Annotated in this window: 18 protein-coding genes; 7 read left to right on the top strand and 11 right to left on the bottom strand. The window is 55.2% G+C overall.

What is annotated here, in order from left to right; all coding sequences use genetic code 11:
• The first annotated feature begins 64 nt into the window (after positions 1-64).
• The gene (locus NDI54_RS16005) at positions 65-1,357 is read left to right on the top strand and encodes a hypothetical protein (protein ID WP_310897440.1); all 1,293 of its coding nucleotides are present in this window, start codon (positions 65-67) and stop codon (positions 1,355-1,357) included.
• 379 nt (positions 1,358-1,736) lie between these two features.
• The gene (locus NDI54_RS16000) at positions 1,737-2,369 is read left to right on the top strand and encodes a class I SAM-dependent methyltransferase (protein ID WP_310897439.1); all 633 of its coding nucleotides are present in this window, start codon (positions 1,737-1,739) and stop codon (positions 2,367-2,369) included.
• A 94-nt stretch (positions 2,370-2,463) separates the two neighbouring features.
• On the opposite strand, the gene NDI54_RS15995 is transcribed toward NDI54_RS16000, so the two are convergent.
• From NDI54_RS15995 to NDI54_RS15975, 5 genes are all read right to left on the bottom strand, one after another.
• Entirely contained in the window at positions 2,464-3,723 is a 1,260-nt protein-coding gene (locus NDI54_RS15995; RefSeq protein ID WP_310897438.1) for a hypothetical protein, read from the bottom strand.
• Between the two features lie 9 nt (positions 3,724-3,732).
• Positions 3,733-5,934, bottom strand: coding sequence for a carbohydrate-binding domain-containing protein (locus NDI54_RS15990; protein WP_310897437.1), 2,202 nt, complete (start codon positions 5,932-5,934; stop codon positions 3,733-3,735).
• Between the two features lie 474 nt (positions 5,935-6,408).
• The gene (locus NDI54_RS15985; RefSeq protein ID WP_310897436.1) at positions 6,409-6,969 is read right to left on the bottom strand and encodes a hypothetical protein; all 561 of its coding nucleotides are present in this window, start codon (positions 6,967-6,969) and stop codon (positions 6,409-6,411) included.
• A complete protein-coding gene (locus NDI54_RS15980) occupies positions 6,956-8,461 on the bottom strand; it encodes a lipopolysaccharide biosynthesis protein (protein WP_310897435.1) in 1,506 nt (501 codons plus the stop codon). Before NDI54_RS15980 ends, NDI54_RS15985 begins: the two co-directional genes overlap by 14 nt.
• Positions 8,462-8,680: 219 nt before the next feature.
• Positions 8,681-9,817, bottom strand: coding sequence for a Gfo/Idh/MocA family protein (locus tag NDI54_RS15975; RefSeq protein ID WP_310897434.1), 1,137 nt, complete (start codon positions 9,815-9,817; stop codon positions 8,681-8,683).
• A gap of 511 nt (positions 9,818-10,328) precedes the next feature.
• On the opposite strand from NDI54_RS15975, the gene NDI54_RS15970 reads away from it, so the two are divergent.
• On the top strand, positions 10,329-10,502 hold the full coding sequence (locus NDI54_RS15970; protein ID WP_310897433.1) for a hypothetical protein: 174 nt from the start codon (positions 10,329-10,331) through the stop codon (positions 10,500-10,502).
• Positions 10,503-10,596: 94 nt separating this feature from the next.
• Here the strand turns inward: NDI54_RS15970 and NDI54_RS15965 are convergent, their stop codons facing one another.
• The 6 genes from NDI54_RS15965 to NDI54_RS15940 form a co-directional block, all read right to left on the bottom strand.
• Positions 10,597-11,406, bottom strand: coding sequence for a glycosyltransferase family 2 protein (locus NDI54_RS15965; RefSeq protein ID WP_310897432.1), 810 nt, complete (start codon positions 11,404-11,406; stop codon positions 10,597-10,599).
• A gap of 631 nt (positions 11,407-12,037) precedes the next feature.
• Positions 12,038-12,817 carry a UTP--glucose-1-phosphate uridylyltransferase AglF gene (aglF, locus tag NDI54_RS15960; protein ID WP_310897459.1) on the bottom strand — a complete coding sequence of 260 codons (780 nt, stop codon included), beginning with the start codon at positions 12,815-12,817 and terminating at the stop codon, positions 12,038-12,040.
• Between the two features lie 112 nt (positions 12,818-12,929).
• Positions 12,930-13,130, bottom strand: coding sequence for a hypothetical protein (locus tag NDI54_RS15955; RefSeq protein WP_137684618.1), 201 nt, complete (start codon positions 13,128-13,130; stop codon positions 12,930-12,932).
• 1,365 nt (positions 13,131-14,495) lie between these two features.
• Positions 14,496-15,038, bottom strand: coding sequence for a DUF7344 domain-containing protein (locus NDI54_RS15950; RefSeq protein WP_310897431.1), 543 nt, complete (start codon positions 15,036-15,038; stop codon positions 14,496-14,498).
• A gap of 785 nt (positions 15,039-15,823) precedes the next feature.
• Positions 15,824-16,087: a HalOD1 output domain-containing protein gene (locus NDI54_RS15945; protein WP_310897430.1), complete on the bottom strand. Its 264-nt coding sequence runs from the start codon at positions 16,085-16,087 to the stop codon at positions 15,824-15,826.
• A 70-nt stretch (positions 16,088-16,157) separates the two neighbouring features.
• Positions 16,158-19,322 carry a GAF domain-containing protein gene (locus tag NDI54_RS15940; protein WP_310897429.1) on the bottom strand — a complete coding sequence of 1,055 codons (3,165 nt, stop codon included), beginning with the start codon at positions 19,320-19,322 and terminating at the stop codon, positions 16,158-16,160.
• A gap of 647 nt (positions 19,323-19,969) precedes the next feature.
• On the opposite strand from NDI54_RS15940, the gene rdfA reads away from it, so the two are divergent.
• The 4 genes from rdfA to nadE all read left to right on the top strand — a co-directional run bounded on the left by rdfA (position 19,970) and on the right by nadE (position 24,592).
• Positions 19,970-20,617: a rod-determining factor RdfA gene (gene rdfA / locus NDI54_RS15935; RefSeq protein WP_310897428.1), complete on the top strand. Its 648-nt coding sequence runs from the start codon at positions 19,970-19,972 to the stop codon at positions 20,615-20,617.
• Positions 20,614-22,404: an archaea-specific SMC-related protein gene (locus NDI54_RS15930; RefSeq protein WP_310897427.1), complete on the top strand. Its 1,791-nt coding sequence runs from the start codon at positions 20,614-20,616 to the stop codon at positions 22,402-22,404. The genes rdfA and NDI54_RS15930 overlap by 4 nt, the downstream gene beginning before the upstream one ends.
• Positions 22,405-22,508: 104 nt before the next feature.
• Complete coding sequence (locus NDI54_RS15925) at positions 22,509-23,333, top strand: hypothetical protein (RefSeq protein WP_310897426.1); 825 nt, start codon at positions 22,509-22,511, stop codon at positions 23,331-23,333.
• Between the two features lie 410 nt (positions 23,334-23,743).
• Positions 23,744-24,592, top strand: a complete 849-nt coding sequence (gene nadE / locus NDI54_RS15920; RefSeq protein WP_310897425.1) for an NAD(+) synthase — start codon at positions 23,744-23,746, stop codon at positions 24,590-24,592.
• Positions 24,593-24,636: the final 44 nt, after the last annotated feature.

The following is a 24,636-nucleotide window of genomic DNA, read 5'->3' as shown; positions in this document are numbered from 1 at the left end:
CGAGACGGCCCCACTGAGTCAGTAGCGACAGTATATTTTACTAGGCTGATGGGAACTACTGTACATGGCCGAGGACACCGCGAATCATAATTATCAACGCCCGGACCGCGGGGCACAAGATTGGCACGTCCCGCTCAACGAGAACTTCGCCCGTATCGATACCGATGTCGAAATCAAAGACGCTGCCGAGAACATGGGGGAGTACGAACCGAAAGCCGGCGCGAGGTTTCTCGCAACCGATACGCGTCGTATTTTCATGGGTGACGGCGAGCAGTGGCAGGAGTTCGGCAGTGTAGCGGGCAGCGCGTCGGCAGTCGCGCTCGATGAAGCCGAGGGGACAGCCACGCGGATGAGCGACGGGACGTTCGTCGCGGAACCCGGGCAGCTCCAGTCGGTTATTGACGCTGCCGCTACGGGGTCGGAGTTTGGAGAGCGTCCAGTACAGACGGTACGGATGGTTTCGGGGGAGCAATACGACATTGAGGACACGATACGCCTCCAACGCGGCGTGCGACTCGAATGCAACGGGGCGAGAGTCGTGCCGACCGGCGACTTCAACGTTTTTGAACTCGACCGGGACACGCAGCTCGTCGACCCGTTCGTCGACACCCGCGACATGGACTGGAGTTCGGTGCAAGTCGTTCTCGGTCCGGAGGACGTAAACAAGCTAGATACCAGAAACCGCGCGTGGGTCAAAAACGCCTATCTCCACGGTGATCCCGGGAGCGGTATCGGCCTGCAATTCCGCGGCGGCTCTGCTCCCTGCTCGATCCAGGTCGCCAGCGGGACGCTCAACGGGTTCGACCGAGCACTGGATTTCTACGCAACTGGGAACAATACGGATGGCCAGGGCGACTGGTCCAACGGGAACCAGTTCTGGGGCAGAATGCAGGACTTCCGCATCGGTGTCAGCATGCGTTCGGAGGGGGCGGAAGTCAGCGGCAACTCAGTCCGGGTGCAGGCACAGACCGGGGATGTGAGTGAGTGGCTCTGGAAGATGGACCGGGATCCGCGGGAGTCCCGCGATGACAACAACTACGTGATGAACGGGAACACTGTCATTGTACATCCCTGGGACACCGCTGCCTATGAGGCTACCAACGAGTACTACTCCGATGGTGATCGTGGTGCCCCATTCTGGTTTATGGGTCGTGGGAAGCGGTACGGGAATTCGCTGTATGATCTCAGCGGCATCTACGGAAATCAGTACCTGGTAAACAATTCGGATACGCCCGACCGGAATGGTATCTTCACAGCTCACGGGAGTTTCGTTTCGGGAACGACGGACTTCGAAACTGACCCAGCATATCAGCGAAACGAGAGTCGAAACTGGCATTACAGGTCACGAAACTCCTGAGAAGTCGCTCACTACGGACACCGTCCGGACCAGTGACGCTGCTTCGGATACGGTATTTGACGCACCCAGCCCCTATTAATTACAGAGATAGAGTACTATTTATTAGCATAAATAATAAATTTACAGACCGTTGATTAGTTCTTCTATTACTTTGTATTTACCATCTGATTAAGCACATATACAGATGCGGAAACTACTGAAACGGATGGTCTCCCCGCGTATGATTGCCACCGGAGTCCGAGACCCGAGTGAGGTCTTTCATTACCTCCGCTCAGTCAGACACAGGTATCCCGACCCGGATACGCGGGTGCAGCGTTTGCATCGAGAGTTCAACGATATAACCAGTTTAGAAACGCTGGCTGCCGTTCTGGGGACTCCCGTGCAGTCACTCCGTACGTACGTCGACGAATTCTCAGCAGACATTAAACCGCATGTCGATGACTGCCGGACCGAGTTCGAGAACAAGCCCTTCGAGATCGGTGGCATCGAAGTCGAGGCACCGATTCTGTACGCTGCGCTCCGTATTTTTCAACCGGAACGCGTCGTCGAGGTCGGGGTCGCAAACGGTGTTTCGTCGTACTATATCCTCTCCGCGTTAGAGGCAAACGACAATACCGGGACGCTGACCAGTATCGACCTCCCGAAGTACGAGGACGACCACACGGGCGAGTGGGATGCAAACGCCGGGGCGTGGATCCCGTCGGGACGCGAGGTCGGCTGGATCGTCCCGGACGAGTATCGGGACCGGTGGGACGTTCAGATCGGGAACATGAGCGACCTGCTCCCGAACGAACTGTACTCCGGCGATGTAGACGCGTTTGTCTATGACGGCCCCAAGCGGTATTCCGAGCGGAAGCGAACCTTCGACATGGTCGCGAATAGCGTCGGAGACTGCCTGTACTTTTGCGACGACATCGCGTGGAATCCGTCCTTCGAGCGGTGGGCGGACCAGAACCGGCTGCGGTGGGACACGTTCGGTAACGCCGGACTCGCAGTGGATGGCGAACTCTGAGATAGTGAACGTGCTGACCTGTGCCTGTGGCGTGTACTAACTCAGAACAGCAGAGTTTTCGACACAGTAAAGCGGAAAGTGAGCGGAATAGCCCTTAGTTGATCGACCCGTCGTGCCACATGCGGCTGTCGCTGTTTGGCTGATAGGACGGTGGGTGGAAGAACTGGCTCGTTCCGGTCACCTGGCCGCCGTGATAGGTGAAGATGCCGTTCCGGTCGGGGTAATCGGAGTTGTTGACGATGAACTGGTTCCCCAGTGTCCCGGACTGATCGACCAGCGAGTTCGCGTAGTTTTTCCCCTTTCCGAGATACCAGATCGGGGCGCGGCGGTCTCCACCCTCGTGGTAGGAATTATTCTCCTTGAACAGGGCGGTGTCCCACGGATAGACGACCATCGTGTTGCTGCCCTTGACGTAGGAGTTGTCACCGCGCTCGCTTTCCGAGCGCGGGTCGTCTTCCATGTACCAGAGCCATTCGCTCACGTCGCTCGACGGCTGGACCATGAGGTTGAACACGTTGCCGGACACCTCGGCTCCTTCGGAACGGTGGTTGACACCGATGCGGAAGTCGGTGATGGTGCCGGAGAAGCGGTTCCCGTTGGACCAGTCGCCCTGGCCGGAAGTGTCGCTGCCGCTGGCGTAACAGTCGATCGCGATATCGAACCCGGAGATATTGCCGCTCGCGACCTGCATCGAGCACGGTCGCGACCCGCCGCGGAACTGCAGGCCGATCCCTTCGCCTTTGTCACCCATGAGGTACGCGTCCTCGACGGTGGCGCGGTTGGCCGGTTCGATCTTGTCTGCGTCCGGCGCACCAACGACGACTTGCGTCGAACTCCAGCCGACCGGTCGTGTGTCGATGAACGGGTCGACGAGCTCCGTCCCGCGGTACATCTCGATAACGTCGAAGTCACCGTCGGGAACGATTCGAGCCCCGTTGCATTCGAGTCGGACGTTCCGCCGTAGCTTGATCGTGTCTGACGGGAAGTAGTTCTCTCCGGAAACGAGCCTCACAGTTCGGCTCGGGCCCTGTGCCCAGGTGTGGGATTTCGACGCCTGATCGATTACGGACTGCACGTCTCCTGGCGGTGCAATGAGCGTCCCGTCGTCGGCCTCGGAAACCGAATCGTCGGACGCACTGAGGCTCCCGACGCGGTTCCAGTTGCTGCCGTCGCCGATGTACACCGTTCCGGTGTCGGTTGCGAGGAATTTCGATCCCGTTTTCGGGTCGTACTGGCTGAGGTTGGATTCAGCGTCCCGGAGCTCGACGTGACTGTCGAGCTTCTCGAAGTTCTCGTTAAGCGGTACGTGCCAATCGAGCGTGCCCTCCGCGGGCGTGTTGTATCGTTCTGCCATTGGTCTGTATTACTGGGTACCTCCGTACCCACCCATGCCGTAGCCTTCGCTGCCGAAGTCGTCAGTTCCCGTCTCGGTCGGTGTCGCAGTTTCGGTCGGTGTCGCCGTTTCCGTTGGCGTCTCTGTCTCAGTCGGTGTCGCAGTTTCTGTCGGCGTCTCGGTTTCGGTCGGTGTCTCGGTTTCAGTCGGCGTCTGCGTCCCGTCAGATTCCCGGAACTCGAACCAGTTGAAGTCGATTCCGGAGCCGACCGCTTTGACCTGTATGATATGTTCGCCACCGGATTCGACCGTTACGTCCGGGAGCGTTGCTGTCTCCCAGGTGGTCCAGCCACCGGTGTTCGGGACATCGACGGTCCCGATTGCTTGGCCGTCGAGAAACACCTGTAGCTGTCTGTTGTCTCTGGTTGTCGCGACGCGAACGTCGATATCGTAGGTGCCGGCCGAGATATCGGCGGTGTATTCGAGCCATTCGCCGTCATCGAAGTAGCCGATGTTGTACTCTCCGGAGGCGTCTTGCGTCTCTCGGATATCGACATCGGAGTCACGATAGTCCAGACCGTACTCACTTCCGCCGGTAGTGTCGTGGTACGACACTCCCTCACCACCGAGATCGTAATCCTGGGCCTGAACCCGGCCCGGGAGCGTCGGTATCTCGTTGAACGGCTGGTTCCCGGTGTTGGTGGCAGTGAACTCGGCCCAGTTGAAGTCGATTCCGGAACCGAGGGCTTCAATTCGGAGGACCCGCTGTCCGTCTGCATCGATGCTCACGTCCTCCAGCGTTGCTGTCTCCCAGGTGGCCCAACCACCGGTATTGGGAACGTCGAGCGTGCCTAGCTCTCGGTCACCGAGTGAGATCCGGAGTTGTCTATTGTCTCGAGTCGTCGCGACACGGACCTTGAGGTCGTACTGGCCCGGCGAGACATCGGCTGTGTATTCGAGCCATTCGCCGTCATCGAAGTAGCCGATGTTGTACTCCCCGGAGGCGTCCTGGGTCTTTCGGATATCGACATCGGAGTCACGGTAACTGGTGTCGTACTCGTTGCCGGCGGTTGTATCGGAGTACGAGATTCCCTCGCCACCTTTGTCGTAGTTCTGTGCCTCGATGCGCCCGGGAATCTTCGCGGGAGTCCCATTGTACGGCTGCTGCTGTGTATCGACTCGCTCGAATTCGAGCCAGTTGAATTCCACGCCGGAATCCAGCGCTTCGACACGAAGCGTCGATTGTTCCTCGGTTTCGATTTCAATATCCGCGATCCTGACCGTCTCCCAGGAGGTCCAGTCGCCGGTGTTGGGGATGTCGACGGTTGCGAGCGTGCGGTCTCCGAGTGACAGTTCGAGTTGTCCGTTCGAGAGTGCTGACGCGACTCGAACCCTGATATCGTAGGTCCCGGGTGAGACAGTCGCCGTGTATTCAAGCCATTCTCCTGCCTGGAAGTAGCCGACATTGTACTTCCCGGACTTGTCTTCAGTTGGTCGGATGTCGACATCCGTATCTCGGGCTTGGGAGCCGTAGATGTTCCCGCTGGACGTGTCGTGGTAGGCCTCACCTTCGCCACCGATATCGAAATTCTGCGCCTGAATCCGGCCGGGGATTGATTTGACTGTCCCTTCATACGGTGACTGGGATTGGGTTGTGCTGTCCGTCGAAACGCTCAGTGCGTAATCGCCACCGGTTCGACTGACATCCATGACCTGTAGGTAGTGTGTGCTACCAGCGTCGACGGATTCGGGGAGAAACACCGGGGCAGTCGAACTCGCGTACGCCTGCGATAGTAGCTCACCGTCGGGGTTGAATAACCCCAGTGCAGTGGCACCTGTCTCAGAGTCAGGCGTAAACTTGACCGTCACGTCTTCGCCATCGGGCTTGAACGCGAAGAGATCAGACGAACCTGCGGATAGTGTCGTCGAGAGCGAGGAGTCGATACTGAGACTGCTGACCGAATTCAACAAGCTCGTGTCCTCGGCCACCTTCGACACATCGACTGCAGTGAGCTGTGCCGTCACTGGCGGCTCACCACCGTATCCGAATTTTGCTGCCGATCCACCTGTAGTAGGACCGCCTTTACCGGTGCAACCTGCGAGGGAAGCAGCGGCGACACCTGCCAGTTTCATGCATGTGCGGCGGTCTACGACGGTCGTTCCCGTCGCGTTACTATCATCCCGCGACACCTCATTACTGTCGTGCGAGCGATTCTGTTCTTTGTTGGTCACACTGCGTTAATCCCTATTTACTATTTTATCCGTTGTTACGAATTGGCTCTTTTTCAGCTGGCTTGCTTCCCAAGAGCTGTTTTTTGCATACCAGAGATACTCTGAAACTCACTTTTAAAAATGACAATCATCTAATTTGACCTGCGATAAGTATGGACGTATTACTACATTCAACTGCTGGTAGGTAACAATTATTGAGAAAAGCAACCGTCCCATTCCGGTCTATACTGTCCTTCTAGAAGGGATTTACCGTATTTCGATACAACTAGCCGTTGACCAGTCATTCCCGGAGCCAAGGTATTAAGGCCGTTCGTTGGCGGTTTCTGTGCCCGATAAATCGGTTCATATTCGGCTGTATTCTCGGCACTGATTCCTGGGGAACGTTATCAATCATCTCAGTAATCGGCTACGCCGTGCTGCTTCTGGGCTGTCTCATTGCAACGTGTCGAACGACCCATACTGTTCGACTGGCCGCTATCGCTCCGCAGTCGGGTCTTCGACTCCGACCGGGCACCGGCGTTGGAGGGACTCTCTCTCGCTTGTGATACACGATAGTGATATGATTGTGTCCCTCTCCAGAAGAGATGTCTGGAACGACATGTGATCTCCGACAGCCATCCCACTGTAGAGTGCTCTCGATGTTTGGTATTCTATCGTCCCAGTCCGGCCAAAGATGTTGAGACTAGTGCCGTGATGGCTGACCGTCGTGTGAAAGCGGAGATCGTCGTACGTTTCACGCAGAGAGTTTGCAGTCTCTGTTGTGATCTCTCCTGGTGCCTGACCGAGCAGTTCCTCGTGTTCGTTCGAGACGGTCGGTCCGTCGCTGTCGAGTACGGCGATTTCAGTCGTCCCCTCGTCAGTGATACCGAGCAACCGCTTCTCGATCACTTCACCCTGATTGACCAGCAGCAATCGATCTAACCACTGCCCGCTCTGTAACAACGGGAGGATGCCGGCAAGCACTGTTCGCCGTTTCATTGCTGTCTTCTCCTCTGTCTGGACGTTCGCTGTCTCATTTTGATCACGCGAGTGCATCGAATATCGACTCCAGGTTCTGCTTTACTTCCCAATCGAAACTGAACATGAGGGCCAGTGCGAGCGCTACGTAGACCCCGATGCCCACGAGTATCAGCAGGATAAACTCCAGTATCGGTGCATTGAGAGCTACTGTCTGATACACGTAGGTTACGGCTGCTGCCATCCCGAGACTTGCGATGAACGGATACGAGACTTCTCTGAGGACTCGAATCGGGGATGATTCGACGGTCCGAGCGATGAGATAGGTGTCTATCGGCATCATCGGGAATATGTAGATACCGGTAATGAGCGCTGAGGTCCCTTCGATTCCGTACATCATCGTGACCGGGTAGATGAATATCGCGATGAGGATCACTCGTAGCGTTGAGAGCTTCGCAATATAGTCAGGCCGCCCGACTGCTTTCCAGACGGGCCCCATTGTCGCCCCCATCGAGCGCAATAGCCCGTAGATAGCCAACAGTTGCATCACTGGTATCATCGGCTGCCATGCGGGGGTGAAAAACGCCTCAACGAACGCGGGCGCGATTGCTGCGATGCCCATTGCCGCTGGGAACGAAGCCAGCGTCGTCATCCTGAGCGTCTGGAAGTACCCGGAGCGGAGCTTCTCCACGTCGTTCTGTACCTTCGAATACGCCGAAAACGTCACACTGGAAATCGTCTGGGTGATTTCGGTTGCCGGCGCGTTCGAGAGCCGATAGGCAAGCTGGTAGAACCCCAGTGCGCTTGCCATGAGTGCCCAGCCGACGAACCAGTCGTCCCCTCTACTGTACAGGAAATACAGGATCGAGTTCGCCGTGACCCACTTTCCGAAACTGAATCGCTTTTTCGCGATATCGAGATCGAACGAGGGCCACGGCCGGTAGCCGTCCGCTATGTATGAGACGATGAACCGGGCTGCGTCACCGGCGATATACCCAATTGCCAGGGCATAGACCGTTGGATCATACAGGGCCACACCCAGAGTGACGACGAAGTACGCAACTGCGCCACTCACTCTGTACACGAACTCTTTGTGGAAGTCCAGACTCTTCTGGAAATAGACGACAGCGGGGTTCCGTAACCCGACAATGAACGGCGAGAGTGCAATGACCCGAAACAGGTCAGTCGCGGCCGGTTGATTGAAGGCTGAGGCAATAAACGGGGCTCCGAGGAACAGGATCAGGCCGATCACGGTCCCTCTGGCCGTTTCAATCGTCCAGGCAGTGTTGAGTTCCTCGTCGACGTTATCCTCCTCTGCCTGTATCAGGGCGGCTTTGATTCCAAGTTCGGAGAGCTTCTTGAGCGACGAGAGCATCAGTAGTGCGATCCCCATCAATCCGAAGGCACGTGGGGACAACAGGGAGGCAACGATGACGAGCAACAACAGCTCTAGCCCCCGCTCCGTGACGTTCATCACACCGACCCACACGCCACTCTTGACGGCCTGCTCCATGACATTATCACTGGCCGGGAGGAGTCGCTTTATCAGCTCCTTCAGCTTGTCTAACATCGTCGCCCGTCCTCCGGTGCGTGTGGATAGAGAGTCACAGCATCGTGCCGGTTAGTCCACCTCAGGACGGTGTTCCGACTTCGTATTCGATATCGCTGTTTCTGCATAGACTGGCCGTTGCTACATACTTTGGATACCATCTGTTTGTTATGGGCGGTGTAACCTGTGGACAATCGGACCATTCGGCTGGGACCATCTCTGACAGGGCTGAACTGGGCCTTATTGATTTTTAGAACTGAGCAGTTGGCCGTTTTCGACCATCGACTCTAGCGGATTGTCCTCGATCTCCAGTGGGAAATCGACCCGACCACACCGCCGGGCTGACTCCCAGCACCCGAAGATAAGCTCGGTGGCCTGCAGCGCATTGGCAGCAGAGAGTTCCGGTTCACGCTCCGTCGAAAGTGCGTCGACGGTGTCCGCTATGGCCCGGTCGATATAGGTCTCGGGTCTGGCATTTTCGACAGAGGATCCCGGTATTCGAGCACTGATCTTTTGTTTTGCCGCGTCGATGATGGTCTCTCCCGGCCCGTGTACGTCTTCTCCGTCCGTGTCGATTGTCTTCCATTTTTTGCCGGTCCGGATCCGCAGCGGCACTTCTCCGCCGATTTCGATTATCCCATCTGTACCGAGCAGCCGCATATGGCAATCGACAATTCCGCCGTCTCCCGTTGAGGCGAGCCCATTGACACCGTTCGTGTACCGCCATTGTGCGATGGCCTGGTTTTCGTTATGGGCGCCGAACTGGACGTTCTCCTGGCTGTACTCGATCCCAGCCATCACCCATTTCGACATCGCCTGGTCAGTGAAGTATCCACAGAGATCAAACAGATGCGAACCATAATCGAACAGATTCTTCCCGCCGAGTTCGATACGCTCTAGGGACCCAATTTTCCCCTTTTCAAGCATCGACTTGGCCTTCCGGAACGGCTTTCCAAACCGTCGCTGGTGGTTGAACGTGAGTTGGATACCGGCCCGCTTACAGGCCGATGCCATCTGCTGGCAGTCCTCCCATCTCGTCGCCATCGGTTTCTCGCAGTGGATCGCGTCCATGACACCGCTCTCAGCACACGTCATAACCACGGGCGCGTGAATATGTGGGGGCACACAGATGCTGACAATATCAGGTTCGATGGCCGACAGCATTTTTTCCGTGTCTGTAAAGACGTTCCCTTCCGGGAGATCCCACCGTTCACCGAAGTTTTTCGCGTTCTCCGGAACGACATCGGCACAGGCAGTGAGTTCACACGAATCCAATCGCCTGTACGCGCCGGCGTGTCTGTATGCCATTGCGAACCCGTCAGTATCCGGGTCGTCCGGATCTGCACCGGTCCCAATGACTGCGACAGTGTAAGTCATCGATGGATGGGTGGAGTAGTAGCCTCAATAGTAGTAACCTCGTACTGATTCACTTCGGCTGTCACCACTGACCAGTTGGAGTGTTGTCACTATCGAGGCGGGACAATTGACAGTTTCGTTCTCTCGATAACAGAGGCTGCAAGCAGCTATCTACTGCGGTTTTAGGGCGTCAACAGTGTATTATATAACTCTTAATGACTTCTACTGTAATCCGATATCGGCTTGGCTTGTCTTAAGAGGAGTCAGGATTTCGTTTTCAGGAGCCACGCACAATCCCTTCCCTGATCGACAAATATCGGTTGTGATCCGACTAGTGTTTCCTTTTGGGGCGATCCCAAGTAGCTAGCTGTATTTAGCCACCTACAGACTGATGGGACCAATGTCGGCACAGGTGCCGGTATGAACTGTCTACTAAAACGCTCTCCGTCTTTGGATTCCTGACAAGCATGGCCCGAGACAGTCGTCGTCGAAGTGGCGATACAGTATCGCGGGGGAACGGCACACTGTACTGATGTCTTCAGCCGAAGAACCCACGTCGTCGGTATCGAAACAGCCCACGCGACGAACAGTGTTAGCCCTGCTCGGTACTGCACTCTCCTTTGGAGTTGCAGTCATCTTCGAACGGGAACTGTTCTACCGAGGCTACGGCGAGGACGGCTACGGTGAGCAAGGTTTTGGCGGCTAACTGTCCCGTATTGTCGCCGAACTCCGGATGAAAGCCATTCTGAAGCCAGAGAAGAACCCTGGGTTAGGTGGACCGTGTGATACTTCAATCCACGTCAATCTGAAAACTCCGATGTTGTTTCAGGGGCCCCTCTTATATCGGGAATATCGCTGGGATGCGTTCCGTGGGTAGCGTCGTGCAAGAGCCCTCTCATACGCCCCGCAGTTTTTGCAACGGTACTGCCCGCCTCTGTGACAGCAGCTAGTGGGGTTTTCCTGACGTAATTCAACGGGTCAATCCCATCACAGAAGATCTTCTTGAGTTGCTCCGCCCGCGAGATGTTGCACTCAGACCAGTAGTACGGGCTCTTGGTTTCGAGCTTATACTGCTTTTTCCAATATTCCGCAATCGACGACGCGTACGGATGCTTGACGACGAGCTCGGGTTCGTATCGGATATCAAACGATCCTCTGACCCGTCTCGCAAGCTCTTTTTCTTCGTGGCCCCACCCCATTTGCTCGTCCCAGCCACCGACGGTCTCGAAAACACTTCTGTGAATGCCCATATTGCAGCCCCAGAAGTGGTTGACGTAGCAGGGCTCAGTGCCCCAGTCGTAGTGGTTGGTGAAGTGGCGTGCGAACATATCATCGGGCGGATGGACAGTTCGACCTGCGTAGGCCGCCTCCGTTTCGAGGACTTTGTTAGCTCTCCGGAGATAGCCCTGCTGGGGTCGAGAATCATCGTCGAGAAATACGATCTTGTTTGATTTCGCTCGCCGTATTCCCTCATTTCGAGCTTTCGTAACCGGACTGTCGTCACACACGATGACCTCGAAGTCGTCGAACGAGTCGTCTTCGAGGCATTGTATCGCCTCAATTCTATCGCGTGATTTCAGTGTTGCAATAACAACGCTGACAGATACCATGAGATTCTTTCTATGAAGAAGCAGTTTCTTTCAAGATATTAGTATAAGGATCCTGCATGAGTAAGCAGTGTATTCATTTGTCTGACTCACGCAGCCCCGGTTGATATGACTGCCTGTACCCACGAAACGACTCCGTATACGAACACAACAAACCCGCTCATAGAAATCCAGCGCAGTCGCTTGTGATTCTTCGGTCTAACACCGTCTGGATTACTCAACTCGACTGCAAACAGGAAGCCAGCGTAACTGAGCAAGTAATACAACAACGGGTTCCAGAGATCAATATACACCATCCCCCCGTACGATACGGAGAGCCACCCGAGGAAAACTCCGATGAATTGCCGAACCCATGCAGCACACATAATCGACCCTACGGAAGCCTTCCGGCTTTGTTATGCTGCTACTAGCGCTTGCATCTTTGAATACTGAGCATAGTGGAAACCACTGTGTCTGTACCTGTCGGCGCACGATGTTCCAGTCTTGGGCATCGTAGATGATCCACCGGAGTACCGCCGAAAGGAGCAGTCGCTCGAAATGATAAACCCACATCGTATATCTGCTTCAATCGCCTGTTGTCCGTGTCGCTATGAAGTACGGTTATAATCCATGCCGAACACTCTCACGGTCAACCTCAGTCGTCGTCCATCGAAGGTGGTTCGATTTCCTGGGTTATTCCACCATCAGACGTAGGCATGGGGTTTTCCGCTGTAAGCCGCTGTTCTGCGGTATCCCGGTCCTCGGGATATCCCACGTCGATACGCCAGCCATCGAGACCAACAGCGTCGATTGTCCTCCCGCTCTCCATCAGTAAGTCAATGGCGTCACTGAGTTCGTACTCGCCGCGGTCGGATGGTTGGACCAGCCTACAGGCTTTGAATATGGCGGGTGAAAACGTGTAAAAACCGGTCATGACCAGATTCGAGGGCGGGTCATCCGGTTTTTCGACTACGTCGATGATTTCGCCGTAGTTGTTCGTCACGCAGACGCCGTATCTGGAGGCCTCATCTTCCGGAACCGTTTCAACCAGGAACGCAGAGTCTACCCGTTGTTCCTGTTGTCGCTGGACAACCGTATCAAGATTCCCTCGGAAGACGTTGTCTCCCAGCATCACCATGAAATCGTCCTCGATTTCGGGTTCGGCCTGTAACAGCGCGTCTGCGAGTCCAGCGGGATCTTCTTGGTGGACATATGTTATCGGTACCCCGTTGTAGGAGTCGCCGTAGTAGTCGATAATCTGCTCCTTTCGGTAGCCGACCACGATAACGAACTCGCTTGCATCAAGCGAAACGAGTTCGTCAAGACAATGCGTCAGAAGCGGTTTTCCGTCAATCGTCACCAGTGCCTTGGGGAGCTCATCGGTTAGCGGGCGAAGTCGTGTTCCCTTTCCAGCCGCAAGAACTACTGCTTTCATCACTCACACTAATCTCCAGATGCGACATTGTAATGCTGCTACTAACGGGTACTGGCCTTTTGTTGGTCTCAGTATCTCTATAAGTACCCGGAAGAGTACCAGTTTGACCCACCTATCGCCGAAGGTCACGAAGTGAGTCTGAGTGGATGACGATGAACTCTTCGTCACCGAGTTGTGACTCATGCTCCGGCAAAAATATCAACTGCGAATCGGTTGATGACTTCACCACGGTTAGTTCTTCCATCTCGTAGCCGAGGTCCGATTCCGGGTCTGGATCTGTCGGTACCTCTTTCCACTCCTCTGAAGTCATCATTCGGCTGTCACTCCGTGTAACGGCCAAAGTATTGACAAACTCGACTGAACATCCGAAAACTGCACCTCGTTACTCTCTATTCGTCGTTCTAATCCTGGATTATTTTCGGCTTTCGACTTCCTTACCATCTCGCTAATAGCATGCATGTTCCGGAAAGGTGTAATTACTATATTAATAATTGTGTCCTCGTACATGCTTCTAACATACCGTTTCATAACCAGTTACTTACCAAAATTCTCTGCCCGTCTCTACCCAATGACCCGCGAAAATGGAAAAATCACTGTTAGTAAGGTTGTATTACCATCTAAATAGGCGGTTTGCGGAACACAACACTTCTTATGATACAGTGTTGCTGTTCGGATAGCTGTCGAGTGCAGCCACGGAATCCGCTGTTGGTCTTGTACTAAGGTCTCCCGGGTTGGAGTCAAGCGATACAAACCAAGGACCCGCACCCTGGGAACTCGGCATATTGTCCCTGAGTAAGCTGCTCCGGATTTGCTTGTCCTGTTTGAGAAGACTTTCGGGCCCATTCAGTACCTGAGTGATAGACTGGATACCGCAGCTCACACGGTAAACCAGGGAAAGTAGGCTGTGCTGTGTTGAAATAACACGATTATAACAATACATCCTTGCGTGGTACAGTTTGTTGGAGAGGGCAGTTACCCGACACCCACAACACCGGCCCAATCCTTACCACCCACCCCCCTCAGGGACGCTCGTGCCCTGTTTAGTCGCTGTCGACTCGGATCGCTCTCTCCACCTTTATTATGAGCCGGGACGGTTTCGGTTACACCGTCTTTCCGGCCTGTTTTGAGCGATGCACCACCCACCGGTGACAGCTCGTAGTCTTCGATTCGGGTTTCGTTGTCCCCCAAAATAAATGATAGCTACATAATCAGACACCGTTCAATCAAGGTAATTCATCAGGCCGTCGCTACGTTACAATAGATCTGACTGCCCCTGTGTGGCAATTTTTTCTCACAGAGATAGACTACCGCGCGTGGGTGGCATAGGTCCTGGATGCTTGGGAATCATGCTTTGATTAACCCTCAGTCGAACTTCGAAAGTCGGACGAAACCACTCTCCGGGACTCGGATGTATGGCACCGGTTCGTCCCGAGATATCGAACACCGACAAGCGTATGGAAGAATACGACTACCTCAAATATGAACTCAATTACTAAATTATAACAGCTACACGTAGCGGTGTATGCCGGAACATATCTCCGACAGCGAAATGGAACGGATTTCGGAATTTGCGAGTACACCGATGTACAAGCGGTCCCCCGACCAGTTGCTGCCAGAAGGGGCAGCCGAAGACGAAGAGTAACACATTTTCGGGGGGTGTTTTTTGTGGAGTTTCAGATTAAGGCTCGCCGATATCGAAGGATTTGTCGTCATTATTTCGCCGTTTAGCGACTGCATGAGCAACGGATAGGACGAGGAACGAACTAATGACGATCAATCCGATAACTATTGGGCTGACCGAGCTGAGCAGTGGTACGCCGATAACCGTTCCAAGTAGTAACAGTGCATTCAACAGGGCGACAGCCGCATAATACCGGTACCAGTTAGACTCGCCATCGCTGTTGCTGATAAACGGCTCGACTTTCGGTGCGTCCTCCCGAATTGCGATCTCTCCTGTATCAGCGTTGTATGTTATCAGTCCTGCTTCTTGGAGTTTCGGAGCATGGGTCTGATACAGTGAGACGTACACCCGCTTTCGTGCCTGCGAGGAGAGTTCTTCGACGGTTGTCTCGTTTTCCCACGCAGCCAGTTCCTCAGCCAGATCGGTCAATTGGACCGGTTCCTGTTGCTGGCGCAGATAGTAAAGCGTATATCGACGCCTCGAACTGCTGAGGATATCGAACATCCGGTCGCGTGAGAGCTCTGGTTCTTCCTCTACCATCGGTTCGCTCATGACCTCGATTGCTGCATTGGTTTGTGTTCAGGCCGCGAGAGCGACATATATACACGAAACCCGGGGTAACCTTTTGTTACACCCCCGTTACCCTCTGGCTCCTGAGTAAGAAATAGCTACTTGTCGGGATCATTAGACCGCCGTTCTTCGCCGACTGGCCACAGTCACCCTATAATTTGTGGCTCCACGGCCACCGGAAATATTCGCTGTCTTAGAGACTGTAATCACTATCCAACAAAACAAATAAAATAGATTTACATATGAAAACGCTGTACGGTAGGCCATTAATTGGCTTGGGACGAACTACATCTTCCTCCAGGCCAAGCCCTGAAATCGCTTATATTCACGGGTCTATATTTATTAATATGACGCTATCTCTGCTATGTGGGCGTACCATAGCATCTTATTAATAATATATTACGAACCGGGCAGCGTAAACAGCACTGATTGATGGCGCGGGTGGAGCGAATTCCGTCTGGAAGCAAATCTCGTAGTATATCTGGTCTCCGAACAGCGTGGCTGCTCGACACCGATGTGATATAGGGAGGCCATCTATCGCTGCTCTCTATGCTGGGCTCTTTGCTGCTTCGAAGCTACGACCCTCGCCAACCGATCCGTCCGAGAACTGCTTCCCTCGTTGCTCGCCCTGCAAACTACTGGTTCGCTCCCGGAATCCGCTGTTTGACGTTGTCGTGCAGCAGTCGAAAGAAGACGCTCCTGGTGGCGTTTTTTAGACCCGTTTACGGAAGAACTAGTAGGTGGCTACCAGTGGATTACGTCGATGTTATCTCGATAGTTTCGCTGTCCCGAATCCGGACAGTGTACCCGTTGTAAGTAAAGCTGATCTGAATATCGTCGGCTGATTGCCCTGCCACAAGTGTGTCGAGGGCGTCCGGATCGACCTGATTGTACAACGGGGGAAGACTTGTTTCCGTTACGCGTTCTTTGGCCGCGACGGTGGTTACGATCGCTTCGCTCGGTGATTCGTGCTGGTCTGCCCAAAAGACAGTTTCTGTCTTATTCCACTCCAGACTCATTACCTATTGTATGACCACACACCCGTATCAGCCTATACGCTATCAGGCTAGCAAACTCAGATTGACTATGCTAACTATCTAGACGTTGTGTCGTTCCACCTTCGCTAAACAACTGTTCGAGGAGCTTCCGGACCGCGACCCGGAGGTGGTGGCTGAACGTCGGCTGGGAGATATCGAGTGTATCGGCGATTTCTTGGCCGGTTTTGTCCCGGGGTGATTGATAGAACCCACTGTAGAAGGCTGCGAGCAGGACCTCGAACTGCCGGGGTGTCAACTGTGAAGTCAATTCCGAATAGAACGACTCCCGTGTCTGGACACCGCGTTCCTGCTTGTGCCGACTCACGAGCTCGATATCCGGACACGAGCGCTGTAATTCCGATATGAGTTGGCGAATATCGACAGTCTGCGGGACCTCAAGCTGGATCTCCAGCGTCTCACCGTCAGACCTGAGTAGTTGCGGAGCCCCCCCTTGTTCGGCGACAGTCAGTGCGAGTTGCGGGCCTGAAACCTTCGCCTCAAACAGACTCGTGTCCTCCGTGTCGGTTAAACACTCTAATCGTTGAATCCGGGGGAGAACATCCGAACACGCTTCCAGCTCATCGGGTAGAGCATCAGTACTGAAAAACACGATACAGCTGCTATCTCCCTGTGGGACGATCCCTTCAAACGTGACCTCTGCATCAACGATAGCCGCGATCCGGTGGAGGATGTCGTCAGATTCCGTCGCTTCCAGCTGAATCTCGACGGCACGATCCGCGACCAGGCCTTGCTTCGTTTCAATGCTGTTGATCGCATACCCGACCGTGTCACTCACTTCTTCGAGTACTGACTGGGTCGGCAGATCGAAGACATCGGGCCTTTCCGCGTACACAGTCAGGATGCCATAGGAGAGTTGTTGATAGCTGAGCGGGATGCTTACAACTGACTGGAAGCCCCGCTCCAACAGCCGGCGCTGCCACCCCTTCCCGCTGAGCCCGTCTGCGATGTTGTTGTCCAGCGTCTGTTCGTTCGTTCGGGCCGTCTGGACCGCTGGCGGCGGCGGTGTTTCATTTGATGGTGTCCGGGACTCTTCCAGGAAGCCACGGTCGGTCCCTGCCCACGTTCGCGGCGTGACGCGTGCGGTGTCGGACTCGTACTCGCCGATCCAGGCGAACGAACAGATATCGGATGCGACCAACTGGTCACACACCGCCTGCTCTATTTCGGACCGACTGTCGGCTCTGAGGACCTGCTCGTGGATTTTCTGACTCAGCTCCGTCAGTCGGTTCATCTGCTCCAGCTGAACCGTCTGCTGTTCCAAGTCTCGCTGCCTGTCTTCGAGTTCCGTTTCGTAATTCAGCCTGTCGAACGCTGTCCGAATCGTCGCACCGAGGAGTTCAGTGATCCGTCGGGACTGCGTATCGAACACCCCGCCGACCGTGTCACCCGCCCGGAGCACCCCGTGATCACCCAGCGGAACAAAGACGGCTTTCCCGTCGATCATCGCATCCGCCTCGCCCTCCGAGCTCGTGCTGTCGTCGCACACGACGGTTTCTTCGGTGAAAAAGGCCGAACTAACGAGACTATCGTCGTCCGCAGGGATGGCTTCACGATCCGCTGTCCCCGACGTTGCAAGCGGGCGAAAGGCGTTTGTCTCGCTGTCAAACGCGTACAGCACAACCTCCGGGAGTCCGATGATATCTCGTGTCCGCGAGACGACGATCTGGGCGGCTTCCTCCTCAGAAGTTACACCGAGCAGATCCGTCGCCGTTTCGTATAACTGCGTGAAGCCCTTCTCAGCCCGCTGTGTCTGGAGCTCGTTTCCGATCCACTTGCTCAGCAGGTCTACCAGTGTCACGTCCCAGTCTGAAAACCCGGTATCGCTGTGCCCAGATCCGTAGAAACAGAGCGTTCCGTAGGTACTCCCACCGACAGTGAGTGGCGTTCCGAGATATCGAGCAATCCCGTCATCCCACATGCGATTTCGGTCGGTATCGCTTCTTCCGGCGTCGATGTCTGTCAGTACGACCGTTTCCCCGTTCACAACGACTTTCGAGCAGGGGGTCTCCGGCAGTGGGATGGTTCCCCCCGAAAAGATCGTTTCCTCGGGCGTTTGGAGTACCTCGAATTCGTATTCCGAACCGGTGATACGAGACAGTGTCGCGTACTCGGTCCCCAGCACGTTGCGGCCGACCTGCATGAGATCTGCGATCTGTTCCTGTAGTGACCCCTCCCGGGTCGTGAACACTTCGGTAATAGTTCGCAGGACTTCTTCCCGCATTTCGAGTTCGGCACGCGTGGCGGTCGAATGGAGACCATCGGCGACGATCTCAGCGAGTTCCATCAATATTGTTTGCTCTGCCTCGTCGAACGCGAACGGCGTATCAGCGTATATCGATATCACACTCCGGACTGATCCTGTGTACTGGATCGGGAGGACGATCATCGACCGAAAGCCGTACTCTGTAGCGAGTTGTTGCCACGGCTGGTCCGATGACTCAGTACGGATATCCGACGCTACTTGCTGCGTACCGGTTTCAGAGGCACGCCCAAACGGTCCATCATCAAACACTGAACGGCCGTAGCGGGAGCGTAACTCGTCGACGTACTCCAGTGCGTCGCCACCGCCTGCCGTGGGGACGATTTCACCCGACTCGTTTTTTTCTCCGATCCAGGCGAACTGATAGGCGTCCGAACTGGTTAGAATCTCGCAGACGGCTTCCTTGATTTCCTCGGCTGTTGACGCCCGCAGGACTTGGCGATTGATTTCCCGAAACAGGGAGTTGATCCGTGACAGTCGGGCCGTTTCCCGACGGAACCGGTGTGACTCGACTGCGTTTTCGATTCTGTTTGCGAGCACCGCATACTGCTCTGGGCCCCCACCTTTGACGAAGTAGTCAGTGACGCCCGCCGACACGGCTTCGCTTGCGAGCGTCTCACTCCCCTGTCCTGTCAACAAAATAAACGGGAGGTCCCCGTTGGACTGGCGCACCGTTTCGACGAATTCAATCCCGTCCGCTTCTGGCATCTCGTAGTCACTGACGATACAGTCGATTGACTCGCTATCGAAGTAACTGAGTGCATCCTCGACGCTTGCGGCTTCGATGACCTCGATACGGTCGTTTTCGTGTTCTAGCAGTTCCGCTGTCGTCTGTCGGAACTCGCCGTAGTCGTCGACTAATAATACTCGTATCCTTGAGGTAACCGTTTCACTACCCGTTGGTGCCGGCCCGGTCTCACCGGCCAACTTCCGCATATTAGCCTACTTATGCGACAGGCGGTATAAACGTTTGACTTGCAATCTGCCGTGGGCATCTGCACCGAGAGCCGTACAACTCTGTGGTGGCGACGCTTGGCGTCCTCCCAGACCGGCACAGAACCGTTGACAGTCCATGGACTCCTACTGCGACGACCGGCGCGTTATTCGCGTGTGACTGGCACAACTGTATTTTCGGTCGGCTTCGATATTCACTCTAACGAGAACATATATGGATGGATATTATACTAATATATATTATATAACTGTTCGAGATGCCCGAGATGCCCGAGATCCATTTTCCGACGTTGCGACAGACACCGATATTTGAGCTATCTATAACGGGTGGTAGCGTGGATAATCTACCATCTAATAGAACTCAACACTGGCGTTCAGCCGAGGAACCCACTTCGGTATTTTGTTGTCATCCCAGTCGAATAAACGGTAAAATAGCCGTAAATAGCACTATAGTATCAAATAAGCATAGTAACGTGTAGTGGAGCGATAGGCAATTCTAAAACCGTATGAGGCTCGTTCTATATTTACGTACTCAGGGTGTAAATTATTTCTTCAGCTCCCGAGATCTGCAGACTGTCTGTATACAATCCGTCAAAAACTATTACTGAGCGGGTCGAAACTGTCCGATAATGGCTGCTGACTCTGGTTGTAAAGTAGACACGGTCATCGACAAGTACGGGCTGGCGTCGTTGGATCCGGTGTACGGGTCTCTCGACAAAGGCTTGCTTGCCCGTTGGACCGGTGGTGACGACCGAACCGAAATGGGATATCGGTCATTGACAGCGTGGTTCAACAAACGACTCCTCAAACGAGTCTACACCGAACACGGCCGTGAATCCCTCGATACCCGTATAGACAGCGACTACGAAACGTTGCGAGGCGATGACGACCTACGACGGGACGAACTCATCGAGCGACTACAGGCCGTGGGAATTCCCGGCGAGACACTCCTGAATGACATGGTTTCGTGGGGCACAATGCGAACCCACCTCAACGACTGTCTGGACGGTCGAAAGGAGCCACAGAAGGCGGCGACTAACTGGGAGCAAGAGAGCGTTGCAACGGCCAAAACCGTCGTCGAACGGAAGGCCGAAACAGCACTGTCCTCGCTGGCGAAGAAAGGCGATATCGACGGCGGCGACGCCGCGGAGATCGACGCCCAGATACAGCTCGGGTGCCCTGAGTGCCCCACTCGTGTCCCGTTTGACGTAGCGCTGCAACGTGGGTACGTCTGCAAGCGACATCGGAGCCCGAAACCCTCGTCACACAACTCATGACCTGGACCATCGAAATCGAACGGATCGCTGGGATTCTGGATGGCTCGTCGACACTGAAGCCGGGCGTGAACGTCGTCCGCGGTTCGAACTGGCAAGGGAAATCGAGCTTCATCGAAGCCATCAAAGCGGCGCTTGGTACCTCTACTGAACTGACTGAAGGGGCTGACAGCGGGACAGTCCATCTCGAAACTCCGACCGGGGAGTACGACGTGACGCTTACACGTGAGAACGGCACCGTCTCCCAGCAGGGCCACCCATACCTCACTGACGAGTATGACGTTATCCGTGCTGCGTTGTTTGCGTGTCTGGACGAGCGGAATGCCGTCCGTCGCGCTGTTCGGGCAGGGGAAAACCTCGAAGACGTACTGTTGCGTCCGCTTGACTTCCAGAATATCGACGAACAGATCGAGACGTTACAGCGGGAGCGCGAACAGATCGAAACAGAACTCTCGCAGGCCCGTGAGGCAAAAAAGCGGCTCCCGACCGTACAAGAGAAAGTGACACGGCTGGAAACCGAAATCGAGGAACTGCAGGCCAAACGCGAGACAATCGACAGCGAGACGAGTACTGACGACAGTTCCGAGTCGGTCCGTCGCCAGCTCAGCCAGGCACGGTCCGAGCAGAACCAGGCCAGGAACCGAATCGAGCGACTCGAACAGAGCATCGAGCGGACGGAACAGCGACTCTCGGAACGGCACAATGATCTAGAGGCTCTCGAAATCCCGGCGTACAACGAGATTGAGGACAAACTCGATGACGCGCGGGAGGCCCTCTCCCAAGTCGAGCGGGACGCCGAGGTGCTTCAGTCCCTGTACTCCGCCACCGAGATGGTCCTCAGTGAGGGCCGATTGGACCTGCTTACTGACGTGGAGCGTGATATCGACGGGGATACTATCGACTGCTGGACATGTGGCCATGAGACAACACGGGCGGATGTTGCGGACCACCTGGACGCGCTGGGGGAGAAACTCACGGCCCTTCGCGCACAGAAGGAGACCTATCGCGATACCGTTGAGGAACTGGAAACACAGCGCGAGGAAATAAGTCAGGCTCGCCGCCGCAAATCGGATCTGGAAGCGGAGATCGCTGATCTGGAGGCGACGCTAGCAGACCGCGAGCAGAGCCTCGAAACCGCCAGAAACAGGCTCGAACAGGCCAAATCGGAGGTCGATCAGCTTGCAGAACACGTCGATGAAACGGTGGCGGAACTGTCGGATGTCGAAAGCGAAATCAAGTACCGCGAGGCCGAACTCGAAGAGACAACCGACGAACTGACGCAACTGGAAACGAGAGCGGCCCGTGTCGAGGCTCTCGAAAGCGACCTCGAATCGGTTCGTGACGATCTCGCGGAACTCCGGAGCCGGAAAGACCGAATCAAACGCGAGGCACGGGAGGCGTTCGATGCGGCGATGCAGGACATCCTCGCCCGGTTCGGGACTGGGTTTGAAACAGCCCGGCTCACTGCGGACTTCGATATCGTCGTAGCTCGGGACGGCCAGGAAGCGAGCCTAGACGCGCTTAGCGAGGGTGAACTCGAACTCATCGGCTTCGTGGCAGCGTTGGCCGGCCGACAGTCCTTCGACGTTGACGAGACGATCCCGCTCATGCTGGTTGATGGCTTGGGAGGACTCGACGACGACAATCTCCACACCCTAATCGAGTATCTACAGCAAGAAACCGAGTACCTGGTGTTTACGGCGTATCCGGAATACACGGCCTTCGATGGGCACGAAATCGACCCAACTGAGTGGACCGTTGCAAACGAGAAACAGGCTTCAGCCGACTGATTTATTACTGCTGTCTGAGAGAACAGATATTGTGAGAAGTGTATTTTCACTTCTAGGGCCATTATACAAAAATTCTATTAGTATCAATGCTCTATCTAGCCCAAATGGCGACTATACGGGTAAAAGATTGGACGAAAAGAGAATTAGAGAAAATACGGAATGCGGAATCGCACTCGTCACACGATTCGGTCATCAAATCGCTGTTGAAAGACCGCAAGCTCGCGAAGTACGCGGACGGTTCTCCCGAGGCTGTGCCGGACGAGACCGGCCAGTCACAGGGCTCCGAACTCGACAAAGCGTTTGACGACCTGACTGTGCTGGCGGAGGTGACTGACGTAGACAACGACGTGTTGTTCCTGTGGTGTCCGAACTGCGGGAACGAACTCGTCCACCTCACTGTCGAGCGCCCGCTTGGCCTCTCCGTGTTCGAAATGGAATGTCAACGGTGTCTCACCCACCTCGACCGCCACGCTATCGTCGCCATCGAACTGCGGTATCCCATCGAGCAGAAGATGGTCGAGGGACGCCTGCAAGCGGACCTCAAAGACTGTGTTATCGACTACTGGGACCGAACGCTGGCGGCGGCCGCAGATGGCACGCTCGAAACGGAAACCGCTGTCGACCGGCTCGTGTGGCAGTTCGACCAATATCAAAAGCAGTTCACCTGGGACTGGCCCTCTGACGTGCCGGCTGTCAGCGTCGCGCCCGGTGTCACGTACCGCAACACCGTTACTGACGAACGAATCGAAGTCGTCGAACCTGTCACCGAGAACCGGAACGCTCTGGATTCGTATGCAATCAAACGCTGTACTGCGGACGGTGATGTGGTCTCGGATCAGATGGACAGCAGTACGATTGTCGACCGGATCGTCAACCGCGAACTGGTCGTCACTGAGCAGTCCGTAGACACGACTACCCCCGCGAAGTGACGAAATTCGTGCTGTTCCTCCTGACTTGTTACCGACCAAATCACTCGCTGCTCTCGGATACGACCCGAGCGGAGTTCGTTGTGCGCAACCGGAGAATTCCCCAGTCCGTAGCACACTGAGTGCATAGATGTGAAATTTACAACTCTGCAATTATGACGCGAAACCCATTCTATCTAGAATCTATCTCTTTGAAATTCTCGTGATACTGGGAGATACAGCGAGTAAAACTTTATATAACTAATAGTAATATATAAGGTGTATCGAGGCTACCAAAGACACTCATGACGTTTGTCGACAACAGTTATACGACACCAGTGGACTACTTCCTACCATGACTAGGCTGGTTGGATGCATGCGTTTCGGTAGTCGCATCTCCAAGGTACGTCGCGGTTGGTGCGGGAGGGACTGCTGTGAGTAAAGCAACGCATCCGCACACGCTCAAACTCCCCCGAGAGGACAACGGATTAGCCACGTCGAAAGCAGCGACCAGGCGGATCCAGGGGATCCTGCCGGTGTTTTTAGAGAACAAGATCATCGAGGCGGAGGCAAACGGGCTGGTCGTCCCGCTCGATGGCAGTGTCGAATCGACGGTGGCGGCGGCGTTAGCCGTCGATGGGATCGGAGCCGACTACGTGACTGGACTGGTGATGCCGGTCCAGCTGAACGACGAAGCGCCTGCGCGGACGGCTGAAACCGTCGCGTCGCTGCTTGATATCGAATGTCACCGCCTCCAGCTACAGCCGGTGCTGACGGCGTTCCAACGCGTCGTCGGTGACACCGGTGAACCGACTGACGACCTCGTGGCGATGCAAAACGCCAGCGAACGCTTCCGGATGGCGTGTAAATACTACGTCGCAAACACGAGAAACGAACTGGTTGTGGGGACCGTCCCCCGGACCGACCGACTGCTCGGCTCCGTTGCGAAATACGGCGAAAACGGGACCGACCTCTCGCTGTTCGGTGACCTCTACAGGACCGAGATCGCGGCGCTGGCCGATGCACTCGCTGTCCCGTCGGAGATACTCGATCACTCGTCCCAGCCACTCGATCACACGAGCGCCACTGATGCGGCGGAACTCGGTATCGATCAGACTGAGTTAGACAGTATCCTCCACTTTGCGATTGACAAAGACTGTTCTGCACCAGTGGTCGCCGACCGAGTCGGCGTTGCACAGTCCGTCGTCGAGCGGGCGATCCAGTGGTGTGCCCGCACGCGCCACAAACGACACACGCCGCCGAAACCCTCCATGGATCACTGAGCCCGCTCTGTGAGCAAAGCAGTTAACAGCTTTACTCCGAGAGA

This window comes from Haloarcula terrestris, assembly GCF_031624315.1.
Classification (GTDB): domain Archaea; phylum Halobacteriota; class Halobacteria; order Halobacteriales; family Haloarculaceae; genus Haloarcula; species Haloarcula terrestris.
The sequence above is the reverse complement of the archived record's forward strand: the minus strand, read 5'-3'. Positions and strand labels throughout refer to the sequence as shown.

What these genes read in the sequence shown, in the direction of transcription:
- NDI54_RS15995 (WP_310897438.1), bottom strand. Translation starts at nt 3,723, where the DNA reads ATGGCAGAACGATACAACACGCCCGCGGAGGGCACGCTCGATTGGCAC.
- rdfA (WP_310897428.1), top strand. Translation starts at nt 19,970, where the DNA reads ATGGCTGCTGACTCTGGTTGTAAAGTAGACACGGTCATCGACAAGTAC.
- NDI54_RS15965 (WP_310897432.1), bottom strand. Translation starts at nt 11,406, where the DNA reads ATGGTATCTGTCAGCGTTGTTATTGCAACACTGAAATCACGCGATAGA.
- NDI54_RS15980 (WP_310897435.1), bottom strand. Translation starts at nt 8,461, where the DNA reads ATGTTAGACAAGCTGAAGGAGCTGATAAAGCGACTCCTCCCGGCCAGT.
- NDI54_RS15930 (WP_310897427.1), top strand. Translation starts at nt 20,614, where the DNA reads ATGACCTGGACCATCGAAATCGAACGGATCGCTGGGATTCTGGATGGC.
- NDI54_RS15945 (WP_310897430.1), bottom strand. Translation starts at nt 16,087, where the DNA reads ATGAGTCTGGAGTGGAATAAGACAGAAACTGTCTTTTGGGCAGACCAG.
- NDI54_RS15950 (WP_310897431.1), bottom strand. Translation starts at nt 15,038, where the DNA reads ATGGTAGAGGAAGAACCAGAGCTCTCACGCGACCGGATGTTCGATATC.
- NDI54_RS15970 (WP_310897433.1), top strand. Translation starts at nt 10,329, where the DNA reads ATGTCTTCAGCCGAAGAACCCACGTCGTCGGTATCGAAACAGCCCACG.
- NDI54_RS15925 (WP_310897426.1), top strand. Translation starts at nt 22,509, where the DNA reads ATGGCGACTATACGGGTAAAAGATTGGACGAAAAGAGAATTAGAGAAA.
- aglF (WP_310897459.1), bottom strand. Translation starts at nt 12,817, where the DNA reads ATGAAAGCAGTAGTTCTTGCGGCTGGAAAGGGAACACGACTTCGCCCG.
- NDI54_RS15940 (WP_310897429.1), bottom strand. Translation starts at nt 19,322, where the DNA reads ATGCGGAAGTTGGCCGGTGAGACCGGGCCGGCACCAACGGGTAGTGAA.
- NDI54_RS15985 (WP_310897436.1), bottom strand. Translation starts at nt 6,969, where the DNA reads ATGCACTCGCGTGATCAAAATGAGACAGCGAACGTCCAGACAGAGGAG.
- NDI54_RS15975 (WP_310897434.1), bottom strand. Translation starts at nt 9,817, where the DNA reads ATGACTTACACTGTCGCAGTCATTGGGACCGGTGCAGATCCGGACGAC.
- NDI54_RS15955 (WP_137684618.1), bottom strand. Translation starts at nt 13,130, where the DNA reads ATGATGACTTCAGAGGAGTGGAAAGAGGTACCGACAGATCCAGACCCG.
- NDI54_RS16005 (WP_310897440.1), top strand. Translation starts at nt 65, where the DNA reads ATGGCCGAGGACACCGCGAATCATAATTATCAACGCCCGGACCGCGGG.